Origin of the sequence: Streptomyces asoensis (assembly GCF_013085465.1) — a bacterium.
GTDB classification, from domain to species: Bacteria; Actinomycetota; Actinomycetes; order Streptomycetales; family Streptomycetaceae; genus Streptomyces; species Streptomyces cacaoi_A.
Genome location: NZ_CP049838.1, coordinates 919824 through 940483, shown reverse-complemented (window position 1 = coordinate 940483; position 20660 = coordinate 919824). Strand labels below are relative to the sequence as shown.

Below are 20660 nucleotides of genomic sequence, written 5' to 3'. Positions count from 1 at the left end.
CGTCGTATCGTCGCCCTATGAGCGCATTCCCGAGCCCCGACGACACCGGCCTGACGACCGGGGCGCTGGCCCGCCGACTGGGCGTGGCGCCCACCACCCTGCGTTCCTGGGACCGCCGGTACGGCATCGGACCCGCCGTCCGCGCCGACGGACGGCACCGGCGCTGGCGGGCGGCGGACGTGGCCGTACTGGAGACGATGTGCCGGCTCACCGCCTCCGGTGTGCCGCCCGCGGACGCGGCCCGAGCGGCGAAGGAGGGGATGCTCCCGCCTTCTGCCGAACCGGCGCGCGCGATCGCCGAACGGCCGGCCGCGGCGGGTGCCCTGCCGCTCGGCGGCGACGTCCGCCAGGAGTGCCGGGGGCTGGCCCGCGCCGCCGTGCGGCTCGACGCGCCGGCCGTCGCGGAGCAGCTGGCCACGGCCGTCGAACGGCACGGACTCACCGTCGCCTGGCAGGAGGTGATGGTCCCGACGCTGCACGCCGTGGGACGCAAGTGGGCCTCGTCAGGCGACCGGTACGTCGAGGTGGAGCACCTGCTGTCCTGGCATGTCTCCACCGCCCTGCGCCGCGCCACCCGCGCTGTCGTGTCGGGGGACGCGGCGGGCGGGCCGGGGCCGGTGGTGCTGGCCTGTGTGCCGGGCGAGCAACACAGCCTGCCGCTGGAGGCGCTGAACGCGGGGCTCGCTCGACTCGACATCCCCACCCGGATGTTCGGGGCGGCCGTGCCCGTCGAGGCGCTGACCGCGGCCGTGCAGCGGCTGGGCCCGGTCGCCGTGGTCCTGTGGGCCCAGGCCCGCTCCACCGCGAGCCTGCCCCTCGCCCGGCACGTCGCCGATACCCGCTGGGGGGTCACCGGAGCCCGACGGGCCCCGACCGTGATGCTCGCGGGCCCCGGCTGGGCCGGCCGCCCCGCCCCGGGCCTACCCCGCCCGACCGGCCTGAGCGACGCCCTGACGATACTGGCCGGCGCCTGCACCACCTGACGAACCTCGCCCGCCCAACCCGTCAGGCGCGCAGCCCCTCGCACCGGCCCGCGGACCCGCCGACCGCTTGAGCGGGTCAGCCCAGGTGCTTCAGGAGTTCCGTGGCGAGCGGTGCGGAGGAGGCGGGGTTCTGGCCGGTGACCAGGTTGCGGTCCACCACCACGTGGGGCGCCCACGGCTCGCCGACCTGAACCTCGACGCCCGCCTCGGTCAGCCGGTCCTGGAGCAGCCACTTGGCCTTGTCGCCCAGGCCGGCCTGGAACTCCTCCGCGTTGGTGAACGCGGCGATCCGGTAGCCCGCGAAGGCGTTGGAGCCGTCCTCGGTCACCGCGGCGAGCAGCGCTGCGGGGCCGTGGCAGACGACACCCAGGGGCCTGCCCGAGTGGAGGGCGTCGACGAGGAGCCGACCGGAGACGGCGTCGACCGCCAGGTCCTCCATGGGGCCGTGCCCGCCCGGGTAGAAGACGGCCGCGTGGTCGCCGAGGTCCACGTCCTCCAGCCGCACCGGCCGTCGCAGCTCCGGCATGGCGTCGAGCGCGGCGGCGATCCGGTCGGCGGCCTCCTGGCCGCCGTTGACCTCCGCGGCCAGACTGCCCTGGTCCACGGTGGGGACGACACCGCCCGGCGTGGCGACGACGACCTCGTGGCCGGCCGCCCGGAACGCCTCGTACGGGGCGACGGCCTCCTCCGCCCAGAAGCCGGTGGGGTGCAGGGTGCCGTCGGCGAGCGTCCAGTGGTCGGCGCCGGTCAGCACGAAGAGGATCTTGGCCATGGGTGAACTCCGGAAGTGTCGGGTGCCGGGGTTCGCGAATCGCGGACCGCCGGCGCGTGTGGTGCCTTGTCGAACCTAGGCGGTCGAGGCATAGGGATCCAATGAGGATTCCAATGCCCGACATAGGGCTTCCTATGGGTGCGGGAGGAATACTGGGCCAGGTGGAACATACCGACGGCCGCCCCGCCGAGCATCTGGACCTGAACCTGCTGCGCACCTTCCTCGCCGTGTACCGCTCGGGTTCGTTCACCGGAGCCGCGCAGTTGCTGGGGCTGTCCCAGCCGACCGTGACGACGCAGATGCGCGCACTGGAGCGGCAGGCCGGGCGCGAGCTCTTCGAGCGGCTCCCGCGGGGCGTCTCGCCGACCGCCGTCGCCGACGAGCTCGCGGCACGCGTCTCCGCGCCGCTCGACGAGCTGGCCACCGTGGCCGGTCCGGACCCGGCGGCCGGCCGGGCCGACCCGGTGCATCTCGCCGGACCCGCCGAACTGCTGTGCACCCGCGCTCTTCCGGCGCTCGCGTCGCTGGTGGCCGGGGGAGTCCGGCTGCGGGTCGCCACCGGTCTGACCGACCCGCTGCTCGAGGAACTGCGGGCGGGGCGGCACGACCTGGTCATCGCCACCACCCGGCCCCGCGGCCGCACCCTGACCGCGGTCCCGCTGACGGACGAGGAGTTCGTGCTGGTCGCCGCCCCGGCGTGGGCCGACAGGCTGCGCGGACCGCTGGCCGCCGACGGGCCGGCGGCACTGCACTCCGTCCCGCTGGTCACCTACGCCGAGGACCTGCCCATCGCGCGCCGCTACTGGCGGCACGTCTTCGGCCGACGCCTGTCGGACTCCGCCGCCGTGACCGTGCCCGACCTGCGCGGTGTGCTGGCCGCGGTCGTCGCGGGAGCGGGGATCACCGTGCTGCCCCGCTACCTCTGCCTCGGCGAACTGGCCTCCGGCGCCCTCGTCCCGCTCCACGAGCCACCGGACCCGCCGATCAACACGGCGTTCCTCGTCCAGCGCCCCGGCGCGGTGGAGAACCGGGACGTGACCCGGGTCCGCGATCTCCTGCTGAGCGCGGCACCCGCCTGGTGAGGAACGGCGGCGCACGCTCAGGAGTGTTCCCTGGCCCGCCTGAAGCGGGCGAGCCCCTCGGAGAGCTCGACGATCGGATCCGGGTAGTCGAGCGCCGCCCGGTCCGGGCCCGGCAGCTTCCACGGCTCGTGCACCGCGGGCGCCGCCACGCCCTCGAGCTCCGGCAGCCAGCGCCGAACGTAGGTCCCGTCGGGGTCGTACCGCTTCGCCTGGGTGACGGGGTTGAGGACCCGGTTGGGCCGCGAGTCGGTGCCGGTGCCCGCCATCCACTGCCAGTTGAGCTGGTTGTTGGCCACGTCCCCGTCGACCAGCAGGTCCAGGAAGTGCCGGGCGCCGACCCGCCAGTCGACGTACAGCGTCTTGGTGAGGAAGCTCGCGGTGAGCAGCCGGCCCCGGTTGTGCATCCACCCCTCGTGGCGCAGCTGTCGCATCGCCGCGTCCACCACCGGATAGCCGGTACGGCCCGCCCGCCACGCCTCGACGTCCTCGCCCGCCGTCCGCTCCGAACGCCAGCGGTCGTGTTTGGTGCGGTAGTCGGCGCTCGCCGCGGCGGGCCGGGCCGCCAGCACCTGACGGTGGAAGTCGCGCCAGGCCAGCTGCCGCACGAACGCCTCGGCTCCCGGCCCGCCCGCGCGGCGCGCCCGGTGCACGAGCTCCACCGGGGACAGGGTGCCGAAGTGCAGATGCGGCGAGAGCCGGGAGGTGGCGTCGCCCGCCAGGTCGTCGTGCCGGTCCTCGTAGGCGGCGATGCCCGACCGCAGCCAGGCGGCGACTCTCTCGCGGCCCTCCTCCTCGCCCCCCGGGGCCAGTCCCGGCGACAGTCCCGCCGGCCCCTTCCGGGTGGGCAGCTCCTCCGAGCCGACCCCGTCCGGCACCCGCACGGTCCGCGGCGCGCCGAGCGGCTCGCGCAGCCGCCACTGCGACCAGTGCCGGAAGTACGGCGTGAAGACGGCGAAGTGGTCCGAGGAGGCCGGGGTCACCACACCGGGCCCGACGGCGGTCGTCACCGCGTCGTGCACATGCAGCCGCAGGCCCTCCGACTCCAGGGCGCGCCGCAGCCGTTCCTCGCGGCGCCGCGCGTGCGCGCTCCCGTCGGCGGCCAGGTGGACCTCGTCCGCGTCCGCCTCGCCGGCCACCCGGCACACCTGCTCGACCAGGTCGCCCGAGCGCACGACGAGCCGGCCGCCCCGCTCGCGCAGCCCCGCGTCGAGATCGCGCAGACAGTCGGCGAGGAACGCCAGCCGGTTCGGCACGGCGAACCCGGCACCGTCCACGGCCCGGTCGCGTACGAACAACGGGACCACCTGCCGCGCCCCGTCGAGGGCCGCGCGCAGCGGCGGGTGGTCGTGCAGACGCAGGTCCGCGGTGAACAGGACGACCGAGACGTTCATGGCAGGGCTCCGGGGCAGGGGTTCGGACGATCACCTGATTCCGGGAAGCGGCGCCCGGCGGATGCAGGTGCGTGAGCGGCGGGCGGGTCTCCTCGCAACGTCGTCAGCGGACCGGCTCCCTCGCGCGCGCCGTCGCGTCCGCCACCGCCGCCTGGGCGATGTTGCGGGCCATGCCGCCGAAGACGAGGGCGTGGAAGGGGGAGACGCTCCACCAGTAGGCGTGGCCGAGCAGCCCGTGCGGATGGAACAGTGCGCGCTGACGGAAGCGGGTACGGCCGCCGGTGTCCGTCTCCGCGTACATCTCCAGCCAGGCCAGGCCCGGCAGCCGCATCTCGGCCCGCAGCCGGAGCAGGTGTCCGGGCTCGATCTCCTCGACCCGCCAGAAGTCCAGCGAGTCGCCCACCCGCAACCGGGCGGCGTCCCGGCGGCCGCGGCGCAGCCCCACCCCGCCGACCAGCCGGTCGAGCCGGCCGCGGACGGCCCACGCGAGCGGGAAGGAGTACCAGCCGTTGTCGCCGCCGATGCCCTCGATCACCCGCCACAAGGACTCCCGAGGAGCGTCGACGACCAGTTCGCGGACGTCGGTGTAGAGACTCCCGCCCGCCCAGCCGGGGTCGGTGGGCAGCGGGTCGCTGGGGGCGCCCGGGAAGGACGCGGAGGACCAGCGGGTGGCGACCCGCGCCTCCCGCACGCTGCGCAGGGCGAGCCGGACCGCCTCGTCGAAGCCGAGCGGATGGCCGGGCGGGTCGGGCACGTACCGGGCGATGTCGCGCTCGCCGCAGACCACCTCGTGCCGCAACGACTCGGTGAGCGGCCGGGCGATCGAGGCCGGCACCGGGGTCACCAGCCCGACCCAGTGGCTGGACAGACCGGGGGTGAGCATCGGCACGGACAGGATGAGCCGGCGGGGCAGCCCGGCGATGACGGCGTAGCGGATCATCATCTCGCGGTAGGTCAGAACGTCCGGCCCGCCGATGTCGAAGGCCCGGCTGACGTCGTCCGGCATCCCGGCGGAGCCGACGAGGGCGCGCAGCACGTCGCGGACGGCCACGGGCTGGATCCGGGTGTGCACCCAGCTCGGAGTGACCATCACCGGCAGCCGCTCGGTCAGATAGCGCAGCATCTCGAAGGAGACCGAGCCCGAGCCGATCACGACCGCGGCCCGCAGCACGGTGGTGGGCACGCCCGAGTGCAACAGGATCCGCCCCACCTCGGCGCGTGAGCGCAGATGCGGCGAGAGCTCCCGCTCGGGCACCCCGGCCGGTGTGAGGCCGCCGAGGTAGACGACGCGGCGCACTCCCGCCGCGCGCGCCTGCTCCCCGAAGATCCGTGCCGCCCGCCGGTCGGTCTCCTCGAAGTCCTCGCCGGTGCCCAGCGCGTGCACCAGGTAGTACGCGACGTCGACGTCCCGCAGGGCCGCCGCGACCGACGCGGCGTCCGTGACGTCCCCGCGCACCCTGTCGACGTCGCCGGCCCACGGGTGGTCGCGCAGCCGGTCGGGGGAGCGGGCCAGACAGCGCACCCGGTGGCCCGCCGCCAGCAGCTCCGGGACGAGCCGGCCGCCGATGTATCCCGTGGCGCCGGTCACCAGGCAGAGTGTGCCGCGGCCGTCTGCGGTCATGAGTCCTCGTTCCTTCGCGTCGGTGGCCCTCTCGCAGATCGCTTCCACGCGCGGGAGGGCCGCGGATGCGGCAGCGGCTTGTGCGCACGAACGAGTGATCGCGGACGGCGACTACGCTGGCCCCGTGGCCACAGCGAACGACCGTGAGGGGCGGGTGCCGGGACAGCAGTCCGAGGCGTCCGGGATGCCGACCGACCTGCACGCCTTCGCTGTGCGGCTGCGGCGGATGAACGGCGAGATCAACCGGCTGGTGCACGGGTTCGCGGGCGACCAGGGGCTGCACGCGACGGACGTCCAGGCGCTCGCCGCGATCCTGGACGCCGACGCGCCGATGACCCCGAAGCGGCTGCGCGAGCATCTCGGGCTCACCTCCGGCGCCGTCACCGCGTGCGTGGACCGGCTGGAGCGCGCGGGGCACATCCGACGGGTCCGGGAGAGCGCCGACCGCAGGGTGGTCCACCTGTACTACGCGGCCGACGCCAAGTCGGTGGCCCGCACCTACTTCCGGCCGCTGGCCGAGGCGACCCGGGCCGCGCGCTCGCGGTTCACCGAGGACGAGCTGTCGGTGGTGCTGCGCTTCCTCACGGCGATGGGCGAGGAACTGTCCGGGATCACCTCTCCCGGGCGCTGAAGAAGCCGCGGTCCGTCGCATCCGGGGACCGGCCGAGGGCGGAAGGACAGGCAACGTCTACGATCACTCGACGGCAACTTACTCAATCATTGAGATTGTTTGTTGTTGAGATACCTGTGCCGTAGAGCTACCTGTGCCGCTACCCGAGCCCTTTCCTTTCGGAGCTGGAGAACGATGTCCACCACCCCCCGTCGCGCCCGTTGGCTCGTCCCGGTCCTCCTCGTCGCCGTGTGGCTCGGCGTCGGCGGCGTCCTCGGCCCCTACGCCGGACGGCTGGGCGAGGTCGCCACCAATGACCAGGCCGCCTTCCTGCCACGCAGCGCCGAGTCGACGGAGGTCGTCGCCGCGCAACGCGCCTTCCGGCAGAACGAGACCCTCCCGGCGATCGTCGTCTGGACCGGCACCGCGGCCGGAACCGGGATCGAGGACCGGCTCGACGCCGCCGACCGGGCTCTCGCCTCCCTCGCCGACGACCAGGGCGTGTCCGGTGACGTGTCGCCCGCACTGCTCTCCGAGGACGGGGAGGCCGTCGAGGGCGTGGTGCCCCTGCGCCCCGACCTCGGGGACGACCTCGCCGCCACCCTCGACCGGATCCGCGCCGCCGCCGAACGCGTCCCCGGCACGACGGTCCGACTGGCCGGGCCGGCCGCGACCCAGGCCGACCTGTCCGACGCCTTCGCCGGCATCGACGGGCTGCTGCTCGCCGTCGCGCTGGCCACCGTCCTCGTCATCCTGCTGCTCGTGTACCGCAGCGTGCTGCTCCCGCTGGTGATCATCCTCGGCGCGGTCTTCGCCCTCGGCCTCGCCTGCGCTGTCGTGTACGCGCTCGCCGATCACGACGTGGTGCGCGTCGACGGCCAGGTCCAGGGCATCCTCTCCATCCTGGTGATCGGCGCGGCCACCGACTATGCCCTGCTGCTCACCGCCCGCTACCGGGAGGAACTCGCCGCGCGCACCGACCGGTTCGCCGCCATCACGGCCGCGCTGCGCAAGTCCTGGGGCGCCGTCGTGGCCAGCGCCGCGACCGTCGCCCTGGGGCTGCTCGCCCTGCTGCTCAGCGACCTCACCAACAACCGCGCGCTCGGACCGGTCGGCGCCATCGGCATCGGCTGCGCCGTGCTCAGCACGCTGACCTTCCTGCCCGCCGTCCTCGTCCTCCTCGGCAGGGCCGCGTACTGGCCCGCCCGTATGACTGCGGGCGGCGCGGGCCACGGCGTCTGGCGGCGCGTCGCCGGCCTCGTCGACCGGGCGCCGCGCCGGGTCTGGGCGGTGACGCTCGCCGTCCTGCTGGCCGGGGCCGCCTTCGCCCCGACGCTCGCCTCGAAGGGCGTACCCCTCGACGAGACCTTCGTGAACGACGCCCCCTCCGTCGCCGCGCAGCAGACCCTGGGCCGGCACTTCCCCGGAGGCTCCGGCAACCCCACCGTGGTCGTCGCGGACGCCGACCGACTGGAGGAGGTCCTCGGCGCGGCCCGGGACACCGAGGGCGTCGCCTCGGCGGCCGACGTCACCGCGTCCGGCCGGCCCGGCGGCGAGCCCCTGGTGGTCGACGGGCGGGTCCGGGTCGACGTCACCCTCGACTCCGCCGCGGACGGCGACGCGGCCCTGCGGACCGTGGCGCGCCTGCGCACCTCCCTGCACGCCGTCCCCGGCGCGGACGCCCTCGTCGGCGGCTACACGGCCCAGCGGTACGACACGCTGCGCACCGCCGAACGCGACCGCACCCTCATCGTCCCCGTCGTCCTCGCCATCATCTTCCTCATCCTGACGGCCCTGCTGCGCTCGCTGCTGATGCCCGCGCTGCTGGTGGCCACGGTGGCGCTGAACTTCCTCGCCACCCTGGGCGTCTCCGGTCTCGTGTTCCGGCATGTGTTCGGCTTCGGCGGCACCGATCCGTCCGTGCCGCTGTACGGCTTCGTGTTTCTGGTGGCGCTGGGCGTCGACTACAACATCTTCCTCATGTCCCGGGTGCGCGAGGAGTCCCTGCGGCACGGCGTCCGCGAGGGCGTCCTGCGGGGTCTGGTCACCACCGGCGGTGTCATCACCTCGGCCGGCGTGGTGCTCGCCGCCACGTTCGCCGCGCTCGGGGTGATCCCGCTGGCCTTCCTCGCCCAGATCGCCTTCATCGTCGCCTTCGGCGTCCTGCTCGACACGCTCGTGGTGCGCTCGCTGCTGGTGCCCGCGCTGGTGCGGGACATCGGCGCGCCCGCCTGGTGGCCGGGACGGCTCGGCCACGGCCGAGGCAAGGCGGGTGACGGGCCTTCGGCACGGACCCGAACATGATCGCGTCGATCCCGGGCAAGCGCACCCCAGAGAGATCGACCGTTTCGTATCGGGAGGTGCCTGCCGCTATGGGCGCGAAGGTGTTGGAGCGTTTCCCCGCAGGATCCCCGCGAGGATCGTGGCCGGCGGAGGAGTACGCCGCGCGGCGGCGGGCCGAGGGGGAGCCCGCGACCGTGGTCATGGACCTGAAGTCGGATGCCTTCCTCGTCGTGGTCCCCGTCGGCGACGAGGACTGATCCCTACGGCGCCTCGGGCGTCGCGCTCAGCGTCCGTGCCGTGCGTACGAAGACCTCGTGCAGGTCCCGCGCGGCCTGGGGGACGGATTCCGCCCGCCGACGTTGCAGCATCAGCAGCACCCGTGTCGTGTCGCCGCTGATCGGCCGGTGGGTGAGCGCCCCGCGCCGCTCCAGCGGATCCCCGATCACACTGAAGTCGGGCAGGACCGTCGCGCCCAGCCCCTCGGCCACCATCAGCTTGCCCATCTCCGCTCCGTCGGTGGAGTACGCGAAGGAGAGGCCGCGCCCGTCGAGAAGCCGATGGACGTAGCGATGCATGACATAGCCCGACCGCATCCCGATCAGCGGTACGTCGAGCAGGTCGTCCACCGAGACCGACGGCGCGGAGGCCAACGGGCTGTCGGGGCGCACACACACCACCGGCCGGCCGCGCAGCAGCTCGGTCGACTCGAACTCGGCGGGCACGTCGTCGCCCTCCAGATGGTTGACCAGGCCCAGGTCGAACCCGCCCTCCAGCAGAATCCGGTGGATGTCGGTCTGCTGGGCGCCAACCACCTCCACCTGGGTGACGGGATGCGCGGCGCGGAACTCCCGGACCGCCGGGATGAGCAGCGGCACGGTCGCCGCGTTCACCGTGCCGACCCGCACCATCCGACTGATCCGGTGCTGCTCGCCCGCCGCCGAGCGCAGCCGGTCCACCGCGTCCAGCACCCCGATGATGTGTGGCAGGAGTTCCCGGCCCGACGCGCTCATGGTGGCACCGGACCGCTTGCGCTCCAGGAGATCCACCCCGAGTTCACGCTCCAGGTTCCGCACGGTCTCGCTCAACGCGGGCTGGGAGAGTCGTAGTTCCTCGGCGGCCCGACGCAGCGAACCGAGCCGGGTGACGGCCGCGATGTATTCCAGCTGTTCCGTACGCACGACGGAAGAATGCGGGCCCGTTCGGCGCCCGTTCAAGGGTTTCCCTGTCACACCTTCGTGAAATTCAATGGTCCGCGATACGAGACCGGTCGGGTTTGCCTTGACTGCCGTCGCGGGCGGCTGCCACGATCGAGGACATGAAGATGCGACTGGACCTCACGCGGCGACGCCATGTCGACCTCGCGCGCGTCTCCAGCGCCTCCTGTTGCGCCGCGGCCTGATCACCCCTTCGCGATCCGCCGCGCTTTTCCTTTTCCCCGCCTGAATTCACCGCGTCCGCCCACCCCTTGGCGTCCGCACCCCCGTCGGCGCAGGTGCGCCCCGTGAATTCGGCGTGCCCGAAAACATTCCGCACCAGGAGTTCCGCATGCCCGCCGCGCCCCTGAAATTCGCCTACTGGGTCCCCAATGTCAGTGGGGGACTCGTCACCAGCAGGATCGAGCAGCGCACCGACTGGGGATACGACTACAACCGGGAACTCGCCGTCCTCGCCGAGAACAACGGCTTCGACTACGCCCTCAGCCAGGTCCGTTACATGGCCAGCTACGGCGCCGAGTACCAGCACGAGTCGACCAGCTTCAGCCTCGCCCTGCTCCTGGCCACCCAGCGCCTGAAGGTGATCGCCGCCGTCCATCCCGGCCTGTGGCACCCCGGCGTCCTCGCCAAACTGGGCGCCACCGCCGACCACCTCTCGCACGGCCGGTTCGCCGTGAACGTCGTGTCCGGCTGGTTCAAGGGCGAGTTCACCGCACTCGGTGAGCCCTGGCTGGAGCACGACGAACGCTACCGGCGCTCCGAGGAGTTCATCCGCGCCCTGCGCCAGATCTGGACCGAGGACCACACCGAACTCGCGGGTGACTTCTACCGGTTGCGCGACTTCTCCCTCAAGCCGAAGCCCCTCAACACCCCCGAGCGCCCGCACCCCGAGATCTTCCAGGGCGGCAACTCCACCGCCGCCCGGCAGATGGCCGGCCGTGTCTCCGACTGGTACTTCTCCAACGGCAAGGACTTCGACGGGGTCGTCGAGCAGATCGCCGATGTGCGCGCCTCGGCCGAGCAGGCAGGCCGCAGGGCACCGAAGTTCGGGCTCAACGGCTTCCTCATCGCCCGGGACACCGAGGCCGAGGCCCGCGACACGCTCCGGGAGATCGTCGCCCAGGCCGACAGCGAGGCCGTCGAGGGCTTCGGCGCCGCCGTCAAGCAGGCCGGGCGGTCCACCGCCGACGGCAAGGGCATGTGGCAGGACTCCAGCTTCGAGGACCTCGTCCAGTACAACGACGGTTTCCGGACCGGCCTCATCGGTACCCCGGAGCAGATCGCCGAGCGCATCGTCGCCTACAAGAAGCTCGGCGTCGACCTCTTCCTCCTCGGCTTCCTGCACTACCACGAGGAGGTCGAGTACTTCGGCAAGCGCGTCCTGCCCCTGGTCCGCGAGCTGGAGGCGCAACTCCCGGACACACAGGAAGAGTCCGTCCCCGCGCATGTCTGACCGTCCCCACACGCTCCACGACCCCGGCGCCCACGAGCGCCGCGAGGTCGGCCGCCGGGTCCTCGAGGGCGAACTGCCCGAACCCACCTGGCACTCCTGACCGCTCCCACCGGAGCGCCCCGCCTGCCGGGGTGCTCCGGGCTCCTTCGAAAGAGGACCCATGGCCACCGTCCTGTCCGTCTCCGGCAGCCCTTCCGCCTCCTCCCGCACCGGCCGTCTGCTGCGCCACCTCGACCAGCGGCTCGCCGTCCAGGGGCACGAGGTGATCCCGCTCGACGTCCGCACCATCCCGGCCGAGGCCCTGCTCGGCGCGGACTTCCGCCACCCCGCGATCGTCGAGGCCACCGAGCTCTTCGCGCGCGCCGACGGTGTCATCGTGGGCACCCCGGTCTACAAGGCGTCCTACTCCGGTGTCCTCAAGGCGCTCCTCGACCTGCTCCCGCAGTACGCCCTCACCGGCAAGACGGTCCTGCCGCTGGCGACCGGCGGTTCCACCGCGCATGTCCTCGCCATCGACTACGCCCTGCGTCCCGTGCTCAACTCCATGGGCGCGGCCCATATCGTGCAGGGCTGGTTCACCCTCGACAAGGACATCACCGCCCACGAGGACGGCTCCATCACGGTCGCCCCGACCGCCACCGAGGCGCTCACCCACGTCGTCGACCAGTTCTCGGCCGCGCTCGGGCGGACGCCGTACCTGGCCGCGGCGAGCTGAGCGCACGATGTCAGCCCATGTCATCGCCGACGACGCCGAGGCGCTCGCCGTCGCCGCTTCGCTGGCCGAGGAGTTCCGCGCGGGAGCCTCCACCCGTGACACCGAACGGCGCCTGCCTCGCGCCGAGTTGGACCGGCTGTCCGCCTCCGGGCTGCTCGCCGTCACCGTCCCCGCCGACCACGGCGGGGCGGATGTGAGCGCCCTGACCCTCGCGGAGATCTTCCGTCTGCTGGGCACCGCCGACGGCAGCCTCGCCCAGATCCCGCAGAGCCACTTCGCCTATGTCAATGTGATCCGCCGTCAGGGCACGGCGGAGCAACAGAAGTTCTTCTTCGTCGAGCTGCTCGCCGGCCGGCGCTTCGGCAACGCCCAGTCGGAGGCCGGTGGCAAGCACATCCAGGACATCCGTACCCGCCTGGAGTCCCGGCCGGACGGCTCGTACGTCCTGACCGGCGTCAAGCACTACTCCACCGGCGCCCTCTTCGCCGACTGGATCCCGGTGCTGGCCCGTGCCGAGGACGACAGGCTGCACGTCGCGTATGTGCCGTCCGGCGCGCCCGGCCTCACCGTGATCGACGACTGGGACGGGCTGGGTCAGCGGACGACGGCCAGCGGCACCGTCCGCCTCGACGGCGTGCCGGTGCCGGGGGACCGTGTCCTGCCGCACCACCTCACCTTCGAGGGGCCGCAACTCCATGGCGCGGTCGCCCAGTTGCTGCACTCCGCGATCGACGCGGGTCTCGCCGCGGGCGCGCTCGCCGAGGCGGCGGAGTTCGTGCGGACGAAGAGCCGGCCGTGGTTCGAGAGCGGTGTCGAGACGGCCGCCGAGGATCCGCTGCTGATCCAGCGGTTCGGTGAACTCGCCCTGGAGGTGAGGGCGTCGGAGGCGCTGCTGCGCGAGGCCGCCCGGTCGGTCGACGCGGCGCGCGCCGATCTCACCGACGACACGGCCGCCGAGGCGTCCCTCGCGGTCGCCGCCGCGAAGGTGCAGGCGGCACGGGCGGCGGTGGAGGTCTCCAGCGCCCTGTTCGAGGTGTCCGGCACCCGGTCCGCCCTCGACTCCCTCAATCTGCACCGGCACTGGCGCGACGCCCGCACCCACACGCTGCACGATCCGACCCGCTGGAAGATCCAGCACCTCGGACGGTTCGCGCTGAACGGCACCCGGCCGCCGCGCCACGGCCTGCTCTAGCCCGCAACGGACCGCCTCGGCCCGCCAACCAGCAGTGCGGCAACGCACCGGACGGCACCCCGGCAGACGGACATTCCTGATCGGAGACCCCTCGTGTCCCTCACCTTCCACTGGTTCCTCCCCACCAACGGCGACAGCCGCCATGTCGTCGGCGGTGGCCACGGCACACCCGCCACCGCCTCCGGAAGGGACCGGCCGCCGACGGTCGCCTACCTGAGCCAGATCGCCCGCGCCGCGGAGGACCTCGGCTTCGTGGGCGTGCTCACCCCCACCGGGGCCTGGTGCGAGGACGCCTGGCTGACCACGGCGATGGTCAGCCAGCACACCGAGCGGCTCAAGTTCCTGGTCGCCTTCCGGCCCGGCTTCGTCTCACCGACGCTCGCCGCGCAGATGGCGTCCACCTTCCAGCGGCAGACCGGCGGACGGCTCCTGCTCAACGTCGTCACCGGCGGCGAGAGCCACGAACAGCGGGCCTACGGCGACTTCCTGGACAAGGACGACCGCTATCGCAGGACCGGTGAGTTCCTCCGGATCGTCAGGGAGTTGTGGGAGGGCAAGACCGTCGACCTGGAGGGCGAGCACCTCCGGGTCGAGGACGCGAAGCTGGCCCGGGTGCCGGATCCGGTGCCGGAGGTGTACTTCGGCGGGTCCTCGCCGATCGCCGGCGAGATCGCCGCGAAGTACGTCGACGTCTACCTCACCTGGGGCGAGCCGCCGGCCCAGGTCGCGGAGAAGATCGCCTGGATCCGAGGGCTCGCGGCGAAGGCGGGGCGGACGCTCCGGTTCGGCATCCGGCTCCATGTCATCACCCGGGACACCTCGGAGGAGGCCTGGGCGGAGGCGGACCGGCTGCTCGCCGGGTTCGACGCGGAGACCGTGCGGTCCGTCCAGGCCGGGCTCGCGCGCAGCGAGTCCGAAGGACAGCAGCGGATGCTCGCGTTGCACGGCGGCGGCAGCCGGGACGGGCTGGAGATCCATCCCAACCTCTGGGCCGGGATCGGCCTGGTCCGGGGCGGCGCCGGGACCGCGCTGGTGGGCAGCCATGAGGAGGTCGCCGGGCTCATCAAGGAGTACGCGGCGCTGGGGATCGAGGAGTTCGTGCTCTCCGGGTATCCGCATCTGGAGGAGGCGTACTGGTTCGGGGAGGGCGTGCTGCCCCGGCTGGCCGGGGAGGGGCTGTGGCGGCATCCGTTCCGCACGGACGTCGCTCACTCGGCGCAGGTGCCCTTCGCGAGCTGAGGGGTCCGCTCGCCCTTCCGCTCGCACCACGACTGCACGGGAATTCTGTGAGCAATTCAATCGAAAATTCAACTGGCGAACATTCAACTGGCTTGGCCTCAGGGGCTGTCCGTGTCGAATTCTTCTCGATTCGTCATTAGCATGGTTCGTATGAATGCGACATCGGAGTTCTATGTGGTAAGGGCGGGCGACTCGCTCGCCAAAATCGCGGCCAAGTTCCATGTGTCCCTGGCCCAGATCAAGGAGTGGAACCCCCAGATCAAGAATGTCAATCTCATCCACCCGGGAGACCGCGTCCGCGTGGTCGCACCGAGTGAGGAGCCGGACGGCGAGTTCGAGCCCTTCCCGGGCAAGGACTTCTTCCAGTCGTCCGTGAGCAGCCCGATCATCGAGGTCATGGGCTGGCGTCTCATCGAGGAGGGCTGCTCGGCGTATCCCGACGAGCCCGACCTCCAGTGGAGCGAGGCCGATCGGAGGTCCTACGCCAAGTGGCAGCAGAAACTCGGCTTCAGCGGCAGCGACGCCGACGGCATTCCGGGGCGGGGTTCGTGGGAGAAGCTCCATGTACCCGCTCTCCACATGAGTGAATAGCCCGCCCGAGCGGCTACGGAGATCAACAATGGGCGCTTCCGTGGCGGTCGCGGAGAACCCCTCGGCCCGTACGCGCCGAGGGATTGCGGGGAAGCTGCGTCCCCGACCGCCGCGGTCGCCCTGGCGGGCACGGGCCAAGGCCCGCCTCGTCTATCTCGAAGTGCAGTTGAGACGCGAAGAGGTCCGGCCTTGCCCCGACGGCCGAAAGGTCCTCCTCGAGGGAATGAGAGGCCATCTCGAAAAGGCCCGGGCCGCGGCGGACGAGAGATTCGGCTGGCGGCGGTTGTGGTCGGGTTCGACCGCCCGCGAAGGGGTCTGGTCGAATCTGCGCAGCGCCGACGTGCTGCTGCTCCAGCTGGTGCCCGACGCGGAGGCCGTCGGCCGCGCCGGCGAGGTCATGGCCTTGGTCAAGCGCCATCTCGACAAGGACAACCCACAGCGCGTCAGGCTCGCCCAGCGGATCCGGCACATCCTCTCCGGCAACCCGACGCGGAGCGACCGGCAGCTCATGGTCCGGGCGCTCGACGGCGCGTACAGCAGCCTCGACGCCGAACTGGCCCGGGTCCGCAGCCTGCGCAACATCCTGTGGACCGCCACGTTCGTCGTCCTTTTCGGCGTGGCGGGCCTCGCCCTCTACGGCTGGTTCTCCCCCAGCTCGCTGAGCCTCTGCTTCGCGCCCGGAGCCGGTCCGGGTGACGCGAGCGGGATGGACGTCGTGTGCCCGAGCATGGACTATCCTCACGGGCGGCCGGGCAAGTCTCCCAGCAGCCACGCCCTGCCGAGGGACATCCTCACGGTCGAGATCGCCGGGCTGGCCGGCGCGGCACTCACCGTCATCGCCTCACTGCGCCGTATACGGGGCACGAGTTCCCCCTACATGCTGCCCCTGGCGTCGGCGGTGCTGAAGTTCCCCACCGGCGCCCTGTCGGCCTTCCTCGGAGTGCTGCTGATCAGAGGCGCCTTCGTCCCGGGGCTCAGCGATCTGGACAGCAGAGCGCAGGTCCTCGCCTGGGCCGCGGTCTTCGGTGCCGCGCAGCACCTGGTGACCCGCCTGGTCGACGAGCGCGCGCAGATGACGCTGTCGGAGGTGGGCGGACCGACCGGCGAGGTGCTCGACCGGGAGAACGCCGCCGTCATGGAGGACGACGGACCCTGGCAGGCCGACGCGACCGGAGCACCGGCTGTCGGGGAGCGAGCCGTCGCCGGATCCCGTGGTGAATCGCGCGAGGAGCAGAACGGCGGTCCGGAGCCGGAGGAGGAAGCACCGGTGACGCGACCCGGACGGGAAGCCGACCGGTGAACCGCATCGCGTGCGTGCCCCGTCAGCCGGTCAGCGCGTCGAGGTGAGCCGCCCGTGACTCCTGCGTCTGGGCCTGGACCATGAGGAACAGGGCCTCCCTCGCCAGGCGTTGGGCCCTGTTCGTCAGCAGCATGGAGCGGCCGCCGCCGGTCACCACCGCTGCCGTGGTGGCCGTTCGCATCACCTCGGACGCCTGTGTCCGCAGGGCGAGGCGGTCCGCCAGGTGCTCATGGGGCGCCGAACCGTCGACGAGGGCGTAGGCCTGGGTGCGGACCTCCGTGAGACGGGCGCGCAGCGGGGCCGCCGTGTCCTCGTCCAGCAGGGTCAGCGCCGCCTCAGTGATTCCGAAGACCGCCGGGTTGGCGTTCACCGTGTGGAGACGGTCCGCCGCCGACCAGCGCTCGTGCGGGGTGCGCAGCGCGACCGCCTCCTCCGGGAGCCACAGGCCGTCCAGTTCCAGGGAGACCGTGCGGGCCGCGGTGAGGGCGGCGAGGCGCAGCGGGGCCGAGGCCCGCAGACCCGGCTGCTCCCGCGCCTCGGTGAAGGCGAACAGGACCTCGCCGGTGTCGGTGAGTCCGGCGAGCAGCAGCACGTCGTTCAGGCCCCACCCCGTGTACCAGGGGACCGTCCCGTCGAAGCGCCGGCCGGTCCGCTCCCGGGTGACCCGGACGGGGATGCGCGGGTACGCCCGCAGGTGCGCGTACGCCACTCCCGAGAGCAGCTCACCGGTCGCCAGCGGACCCAGCAGGCGCTCGCGCACCGGGCCCTTGTTCCTGGCCAGCGTCTGCACCGGGGTGTGGTGCTGCGCCTGCACGAACCAGGTCGAACAGCACGCCCCGGCCAGGATCTCCGTCGTCTCGCGCAGCACCGTACCGGGTGCCGCGGCCCCGCCGTACTCCTTCGGCGCGTTCAGCCCGAGCAGGCCCGAGCGCCTGATCTCCGCGAGGTGGCTCATGGGCACCTCTTCCTGGTCGACCTGTTCGGCGTGCGGGGCGAGGAGGTCGTCCGCGAGGCTGCGGGCGCGGGTGACGAGGGGGTGCGGTGCGGTCATGGGCGGGATTCTTCCGGTTCCGTGGCGCGGGGTGTCGATCCGGGGGACCGCCGTTCGTGTAGGAGGTGACAGAACGGCACGAGACATGGAGGACGTCATGAAGTACTACCTGCTCAGCGTGATCACGCCCAGCGACGGCGAGCCGCCGTCGGCCGAGGGGATGACGGAGATCAGCCGCAACCTCGAGACGTTCCACCGGGAGCTGCGCGAGGCCGACGCCTGGGTGTTCGCCGGGGGGCTGCACGGGCCGGAGACGGCCACCGTGCTGCGGCCGGGCGGCGGCGACGTCCTCGTCACCGACGGGCCGTACGCCGAGGGCAAGGAGTACCTCGGCGGGATCTGCCTGATCAAGGCGCCGGACCTGGACGCCGCCCTGCACTGGGGCCGGCGGGCGACCTGGGCCACCACCCTTCCCATCGAGGTGCGCCCCTTCATGGGCGAGGCCTGATGCCCCTCGACGTCGAGGCCGTGTTCCGCGCGGAGTACGGCCGGGCCGTGGCCGTCCTGGTCCGTTTCCTCGGCGACATCGACCTCGCCGAGGAAGCGGTACAGGACGCCTTCACCACGGCCGTCGGGCGCTGGCCGCGGACGGGTGTGCCGCCGAGCCCGGCCGGCTGGATCATCACCACCGCCCGCAACCGGGCCGTCGACCGGCTGCGCCGGGAGTCCACCCGGGACGCCCGGCACGCCGAGGCCTCCCTGCTGTACGCCACCGAGCCGCCCGTGGAGGAGGGCCCCGTGCGCGACGACCGGCTCCGCCTGATCTTCACCTGCTGCCACCCCGCCCTGGCACCGCAGGCGCAGGTCGCCCTGACCCTGCGCCTCCTCGGCGGACTCACCACCGCCCGGCTCGCCCGCGCCTTCCTCGTCCCCGAGCCGACCATGGCCCAGCGGCTGGTCCGCGCCAAGGCGAAGATCCGGGACGCGCGCATCCCGTACCGCGTGCCGCGCGACGCAGACCTGCCCGACCGGCTGAACGGCGTGCTCGCCGTCGTCTACCTGATCTTCAACGAGGGGTACGGGGGCGACCCGGGCCTGTGCGCCGAGGCCCTGCGCCTCGGCCGGCTCCTCACCGAGCTGATGCCGGACGAGCCCGAGGTCACCGGACTGCTGGCGCTGATGCTGCTCGTCCACTCCCGTCGGACCGCGCGGGAGGACGCCGACGGCACGCTCGTACCGCTGCCCGAGCAGGACCGCGGCCGATGGGACCGGGACCTGGTCACCGAGGGGCAGTCGCTCGTCCGCCGCTGTCTGCGCCGCAACCGGCCCGGGCCCTACCAGATCCAGGCCGCGATCCAGGCCGTCCACAGCGCCGCGCCGACCGCCGCCGACACCGACTGGCCGCAGATCCTGCGCCTGTACGACCAGCTCATGGCGCTCGCTCCGAGCCCGGTCGTGGCGCTGAACCGGGCCGTCGCCGTGGCGGAGACGGAAGGCCCGGGCCGGGCCCTCGGCCTCGGCGACGCACTGGACCTCGACGGCTACCACGTCTGGCACGCGGTCCGCGCCGACCTGCTGCGCCGCCTGGACCGGGTCACCGAGGCCGAGGGGGCCTACGAGGCGGCCCTCGCGCTGAGCGAGAGCCCGGCGGAACGGTCCTTCCTCGAGCGGCGCAGACGCGCGCTCACCGAAGACGTCGGTAAGTAGTCGCCGCCCCCGGGAATGTATTTTGGTGCATGAATGGTTGGCATATACATCGAGCTGACCGCTCCGAGAACGAGCTGACCGCTCCGAGAACGAGCCGACCGCTCGCACCGAGACCCCAGGGCCGCAAGGCCCGCGCACCCCAGTGAGGCACCGTGACCACCGCCGCCACTCCCGAGCAGCCCACCGACGTCGTAGCCCGGCTGCGCGCCACGTTCCGCACCGGCCGCACCAAGCCCGTCGCCTGGCGCACGGAGCAGCTGCGCCGCCTGCGCGAGCTGCTCACGGAGCGGGGCGCCGACCTGGCCGACGCCCTCCACACCGACCTGGGCAAGAGCTCCACCGAGGCGTACCGCACCGAGATCGACTTCACGGTCCGGGAGATCGACCACACCCTCGATCACCTGGACGCGTGGCTGCGCCCCGAGTCCGCCCCGGTCCCGGCCCACCTCGGTGCCGACGCCACCGCGTGGACGCAGTACGACCCGCTCGGCGTCGTCCTCGTCATCGCGCCCTGGAACTACCCCGCGCAGCTCCTGCTCGCCCCGCTGGTCGGTGCCCTCGCCGCCGGCAACGCGGTGGTCGTCAAGCCCAGCGAGCTCGCGCCCGCCACCTCCGCCGCACTGGCCCACCTGCTGCCGGCGTATCTCGACACCGACGCGGTCGCCGTCGTCGAGGGAGGGATCCCGGAGACCACCGCCCTGCTGGCCGAGCGCTTCGACCACATCTTCTACACCGGCAACGGCACCGTCGGCCGCGTCGTCCTGCGCGCCGCCGCCGAGCACCTCACCCCCGTCACCCTCGAACTCGGCGGCAAGTCCCCGGCGTTCGTCGACCGCGACGCCGATCTCTCCGTCGTCGCCGACCGGTTGGCCCGCGGCAAGTTCCTCAACGCCGGCCAGACCTGCGTCGCCCCCGACTACGTCCTCACCGACCCGGATACGGCCGCCGCCCTCGAACCCCTGCTGACCCGCGCGGTCGAGACGCTCTACGGGACCGACCCGCAGTCCTCCGCCGCCTACGGCCGCATCATCAACGAACGCCACTTCGACCGGCTGGCCGCGCTGCTCGACTCCGGCCGGATCGTGGTCGGCGGCGGCAACGACCGTACGGACAAGTACCTCGCGCCCACCGTCCTCGCCGACGTCGACCCCGCGTCGCCCGTGATGCGGGAGGAGATCTTCGGCCCGATCCTGCCGATCGTCACCGTCGAAGGCCTGGACGAGGCGATCGCCTTCATCAACGACCGCGACAAGCCCCTCGCCCTGTACGTCTTCACCGAGTCCGGCGACACCCGGGGCCGCATCGCCGCCGAAACCTCCTCCGGCGGTCTCGGCTACGGTCTGCCGCTCGCCCATCTCACCGTCTCCGACCTGCCGTTCGGCGGGGTGGGCGAGAGCGGCATGGGCAACTACCACGGCCGCTACTCCATCGAGACGTTCAGCCACCGCAAGGCGGTGCTGGAGAAGCCGCTGCACTGAGCGGCGCGAGGCGTGGGCGGCGGGCGCAAGCGGGCGAA

At 72.7% G+C, this 20660-nt stretch carries 20 protein-coding genes; 15 read left to right on the top strand and 5 right to left on the bottom strand.

Features of this window, described 5'->3' with window-relative positions:
* Window positions 1-17 precede the first annotated feature (17 nt).
* Window positions 18-983, top strand: a complete 966-nt coding sequence (locus G9272_RS04310; RefSeq protein ID WP_171395287.1) for a MerR family transcriptional regulator — start codon at window positions 18-20, stop codon at window positions 981-983.
* 76 nt (window positions 984-1059) lie between these two features.
* On the opposite strand, the gene G9272_RS04305 is transcribed toward G9272_RS04310, so the two are convergent.
* Window positions 1060-1755: a type 1 glutamine amidotransferase domain-containing protein gene (locus G9272_RS04305; protein ID WP_171395286.1), complete on the bottom strand. Its 696-nt coding sequence runs from the start codon at window positions 1753-1755 to the stop codon at window positions 1060-1062.
* A gap of 134 nt (window positions 1756-1889) precedes the next feature.
* Between G9272_RS04305 and G9272_RS04300 the strand changes: the two genes are divergently transcribed.
* A complete protein-coding gene (locus tag G9272_RS04300) occupies window positions 1890-2837 on the top strand; it encodes a LysR family transcriptional regulator (RefSeq protein WP_437184359.1) in 948 nt (315 codons plus the stop codon).
* Window positions 2838-2854: 17 nt separating this feature from the next.
* On the opposite strand, the gene G9272_RS04295 is transcribed toward G9272_RS04300, so the two are convergent.
* Together G9272_RS04295 and G9272_RS04290 are read right to left on the bottom strand one after the other, a co-directional pair.
* A complete protein-coding gene (locus G9272_RS04295) occupies window positions 2855-4228 on the bottom strand; it encodes a cryptochrome/photolyase family protein (RefSeq protein ID WP_171395284.1) in 1374 nt (457 codons plus the stop codon).
* A gap of 103 nt (window positions 4229-4331) precedes the next feature.
* On the bottom strand, window positions 4332-5849 hold the full coding sequence (locus tag G9272_RS04290) for an SDR family oxidoreductase (RefSeq protein ID WP_171395283.1): 1518 nt from the start codon (window positions 5847-5849) through the stop codon (window positions 4332-4334).
* Window positions 5850-5973: 124 nt separating this feature from the next.
* Here G9272_RS04290 and G9272_RS04285 point away from each other — a divergent pair, with 124 nt between their 5' ends.
* From G9272_RS04285 to G9272_RS04275, 3 genes are all read left to right on the top strand, one after another.
* Window positions 5974-6480 carry a MarR family winged helix-turn-helix transcriptional regulator gene (locus G9272_RS04285; RefSeq protein WP_171395282.1) on the top strand — a complete coding sequence of 169 codons (507 nt, stop codon included), beginning with the start codon at window positions 5974-5976 and terminating at the stop codon, window positions 6478-6480.
* Window positions 6481-6654: 174 nt separating this feature from the next.
* Window positions 6655-8763, top strand: a complete 2109-nt coding sequence (locus G9272_RS04280) for an MMPL family transporter (protein ID WP_171395281.1) — start codon at window positions 6655-6657, stop codon at window positions 8761-8763.
* A 68-nt stretch (window positions 8764-8831) separates the two neighbouring features.
* Window positions 8832-8999, top strand: a complete 168-nt coding sequence (locus G9272_RS04275) for a hypothetical protein (protein ID WP_171395280.1) — start codon at window positions 8832-8834, stop codon at window positions 8997-8999.
* 3 nt (window positions 9000-9002) lie between these two features.
* On the opposite strand, the gene G9272_RS04270 is transcribed toward G9272_RS04275, so the two are convergent.
* Window positions 9003-9920, bottom strand: a complete 918-nt coding sequence (locus G9272_RS04270) for a LysR family transcriptional regulator (RefSeq protein WP_171395279.1) — start codon at window positions 9918-9920, stop codon at window positions 9003-9005.
* 137 nt (window positions 9921-10057) lie between these two features.
* Between G9272_RS04270 and G9272_RS46115 the strand changes: the two genes are divergently transcribed.
* The 7 genes from G9272_RS46115 to G9272_RS04240 all read left to right on the top strand — a co-directional run bounded on the left by G9272_RS46115 (window position 10058) and on the right by G9272_RS04240 (window position 16446).
* The gene (locus G9272_RS46115) at window positions 10058-10141 is read left to right on the top strand and encodes a putative leader peptide (RefSeq protein WP_350760414.1); all 84 of its coding nucleotides are present in this window, start codon (window positions 10058-10060) and stop codon (window positions 10139-10141) included.
* 146 nt (window positions 10142-10287) lie between these two features.
* Window positions 10288-11409 (top strand): dimethylsulfone monooxygenase SfnG, encoded by a 1122-nt coding sequence (sfnG, locus tag G9272_RS04265; RefSeq protein ID WP_171395278.1) that lies wholly within the window; start codon window positions 10288-10290, stop codon window positions 11407-11409.
* 160 nt (window positions 11410-11569) lie between these two features.
* Complete coding sequence (gene ssuE / locus G9272_RS04260; RefSeq protein ID WP_171395277.1) at window positions 11570-12124, top strand: NADPH-dependent FMN reductase; 555 nt, start codon at window positions 11570-11572, stop codon at window positions 12122-12124.
* Window positions 12125-12131: 7 nt separating this feature from the next.
* Window positions 12132-13316, top strand: coding sequence for an SfnB family sulfur acquisition oxidoreductase (locus tag G9272_RS04255; protein ID WP_171395276.1), 1185 nt, complete (start codon window positions 12132-12134; stop codon window positions 13314-13316).
* Between the two features lie 93 nt (window positions 13317-13409).
* The gene (locus tag G9272_RS04250) at window positions 13410-14555 is read left to right on the top strand and encodes an LLM class flavin-dependent oxidoreductase (RefSeq protein WP_171395275.1); all 1146 of its coding nucleotides are present in this window, start codon (window positions 13410-13412) and stop codon (window positions 14553-14555) included.
* 150 nt (window positions 14556-14705) lie between these two features.
* Entirely contained in the window at window positions 14706-15146 is a 441-nt protein-coding gene (locus tag G9272_RS46110) for a peptidoglycan-binding protein (RefSeq protein ID WP_367398542.1), read from the top strand.
* A 223-nt stretch (window positions 15147-15369) separates the two neighbouring features.
* Window positions 15370-16446, top strand: a complete 1077-nt coding sequence (locus G9272_RS04240) for a hypothetical protein (RefSeq protein WP_253267702.1) — start codon at window positions 15370-15372, stop codon at window positions 16444-16446.
* Window positions 16447-16468: 22 nt separating this feature from the next.
* On the opposite strand, the gene G9272_RS04235 is transcribed toward G9272_RS04240, so the two are convergent.
* Complete coding sequence (locus G9272_RS04235) at window positions 16469-17497, bottom strand: acyl-CoA dehydrogenase family protein (protein ID WP_171395273.1); 1029 nt, start codon at window positions 17495-17497, stop codon at window positions 16469-16471.
* A gap of 97 nt (window positions 17498-17594) precedes the next feature.
* Here G9272_RS04235 and G9272_RS04230 point away from each other — a divergent pair, with 97 nt between their 5' ends.
* The 3 genes from G9272_RS04230 to G9272_RS04220 all read left to right on the top strand — a co-directional run bounded on the left by G9272_RS04230 (window position 17595) and on the right by G9272_RS04220 (window position 20622).
* Window positions 17595-17945: a YciI family protein gene (locus G9272_RS04230; RefSeq protein WP_171395272.1), complete on the top strand. Its 351-nt coding sequence runs from the start codon at window positions 17595-17597 to the stop codon at window positions 17943-17945.
* Window positions 17945-19144 (top strand): RNA polymerase sigma factor, encoded by a 1200-nt coding sequence (locus G9272_RS04225; RefSeq protein WP_171395271.1) that lies wholly within the window; start codon window positions 17945-17947, stop codon window positions 19142-19144. Before G9272_RS04230 ends, G9272_RS04225 begins: the two co-directional genes overlap by 1 nt.
* 152 nt (window positions 19145-19296) lie before the next feature.
* Window positions 19297-20622: an aldehyde dehydrogenase family protein gene (locus tag G9272_RS04220; protein ID WP_171395270.1), complete on the top strand. Its 1326-nt coding sequence runs from the start codon at window positions 19297-19299 to the stop codon at window positions 20620-20622.
* The last annotated feature ends 38 nt before the right edge of the window (window positions 20623-20660 follow it).

Coding starts and splice junctions, on each gene's coding strand:
- G9272_RS04310 (WP_171395287.1), top strand. CDS start 18: ATGAGCGCATTCCCGAGCCCCGACGACACCGGCCTGACGACCGGGGCG.
- G9272_RS04305 (WP_171395286.1), bottom strand. CDS start 1,755: ATGGCCAAGATCCTCTTCGTGCTGACCGGCGCCGACCACTGGACGCTC.
- G9272_RS04300 (WP_437184359.1), top strand. CDS start 1,890: ATGGGTGCGGGAGGAATACTGGGCCAGGTGGAACATACCGACGGCCGC.
- G9272_RS04295 (WP_171395284.1), bottom strand. CDS start 4,228: ATGAACGTCTCGGTCGTCCTGTTCACCGCGGACCTGCGTCTGCACGAC.
- G9272_RS04290 (WP_171395283.1), bottom strand. CDS start 5,849: ATGACCGCAGACGGCCGCGGCACACTCTGCCTGGTGACCGGCGCCACG.
- G9272_RS04280 (WP_171395281.1), top strand. CDS start 6,655: ATGTCCACCACCCCCCGTCGCGCCCGTTGGCTCGTCCCGGTCCTCCTC.
- G9272_RS04275 (WP_171395280.1), top strand. CDS start 8,832: ATGGGCGCGAAGGTGTTGGAGCGTTTCCCCGCAGGATCCCCGCGAGGA.
- G9272_RS46115 (WP_350760414.1), top strand. CDS start 10,058: ATGAAGATGCGACTGGACCTCACGCGGCGACGCCATGTCGACCTCGCG.
- sfnG (WP_171395278.1), top strand. CDS start 10,288: ATGCCCGCCGCGCCCCTGAAATTCGCCTACTGGGTCCCCAATGTCAGT.
- ssuE (WP_171395277.1), top strand. CDS start 11,570: ATGGCCACCGTCCTGTCCGTCTCCGGCAGCCCTTCCGCCTCCTCCCGC.
- G9272_RS04255 (WP_171395276.1), top strand. CDS start 12,132: ATGTCAGCCCATGTCATCGCCGACGACGCCGAGGCGCTCGCCGTCGCC.
- G9272_RS46110 (WP_367398542.1), top strand. CDS start 14,706: ATGAATGCGACATCGGAGTTCTATGTGGTAAGGGCGGGCGACTCGCTC.
- G9272_RS04240 (WP_253267702.1), top strand. CDS start 15,370: ATGAGAGGCCATCTCGAAAAGGCCCGGGCCGCGGCGGACGAGAGATTC.
- G9272_RS04235 (WP_171395273.1), bottom strand. CDS start 17,497: ATGACCGCACCGCACCCCCTCGTCACCCGCGCCCGCAGCCTCGCGGAC.
- G9272_RS04230 (WP_171395272.1), top strand. CDS start 17,595: ATGAAGTACTACCTGCTCAGCGTGATCACGCCCAGCGACGGCGAGCCG.
- G9272_RS04225 (WP_171395271.1), top strand. CDS start 17,945: ATGCCCCTCGACGTCGAGGCCGTGTTCCGCGCGGAGTACGGCCGGGCC.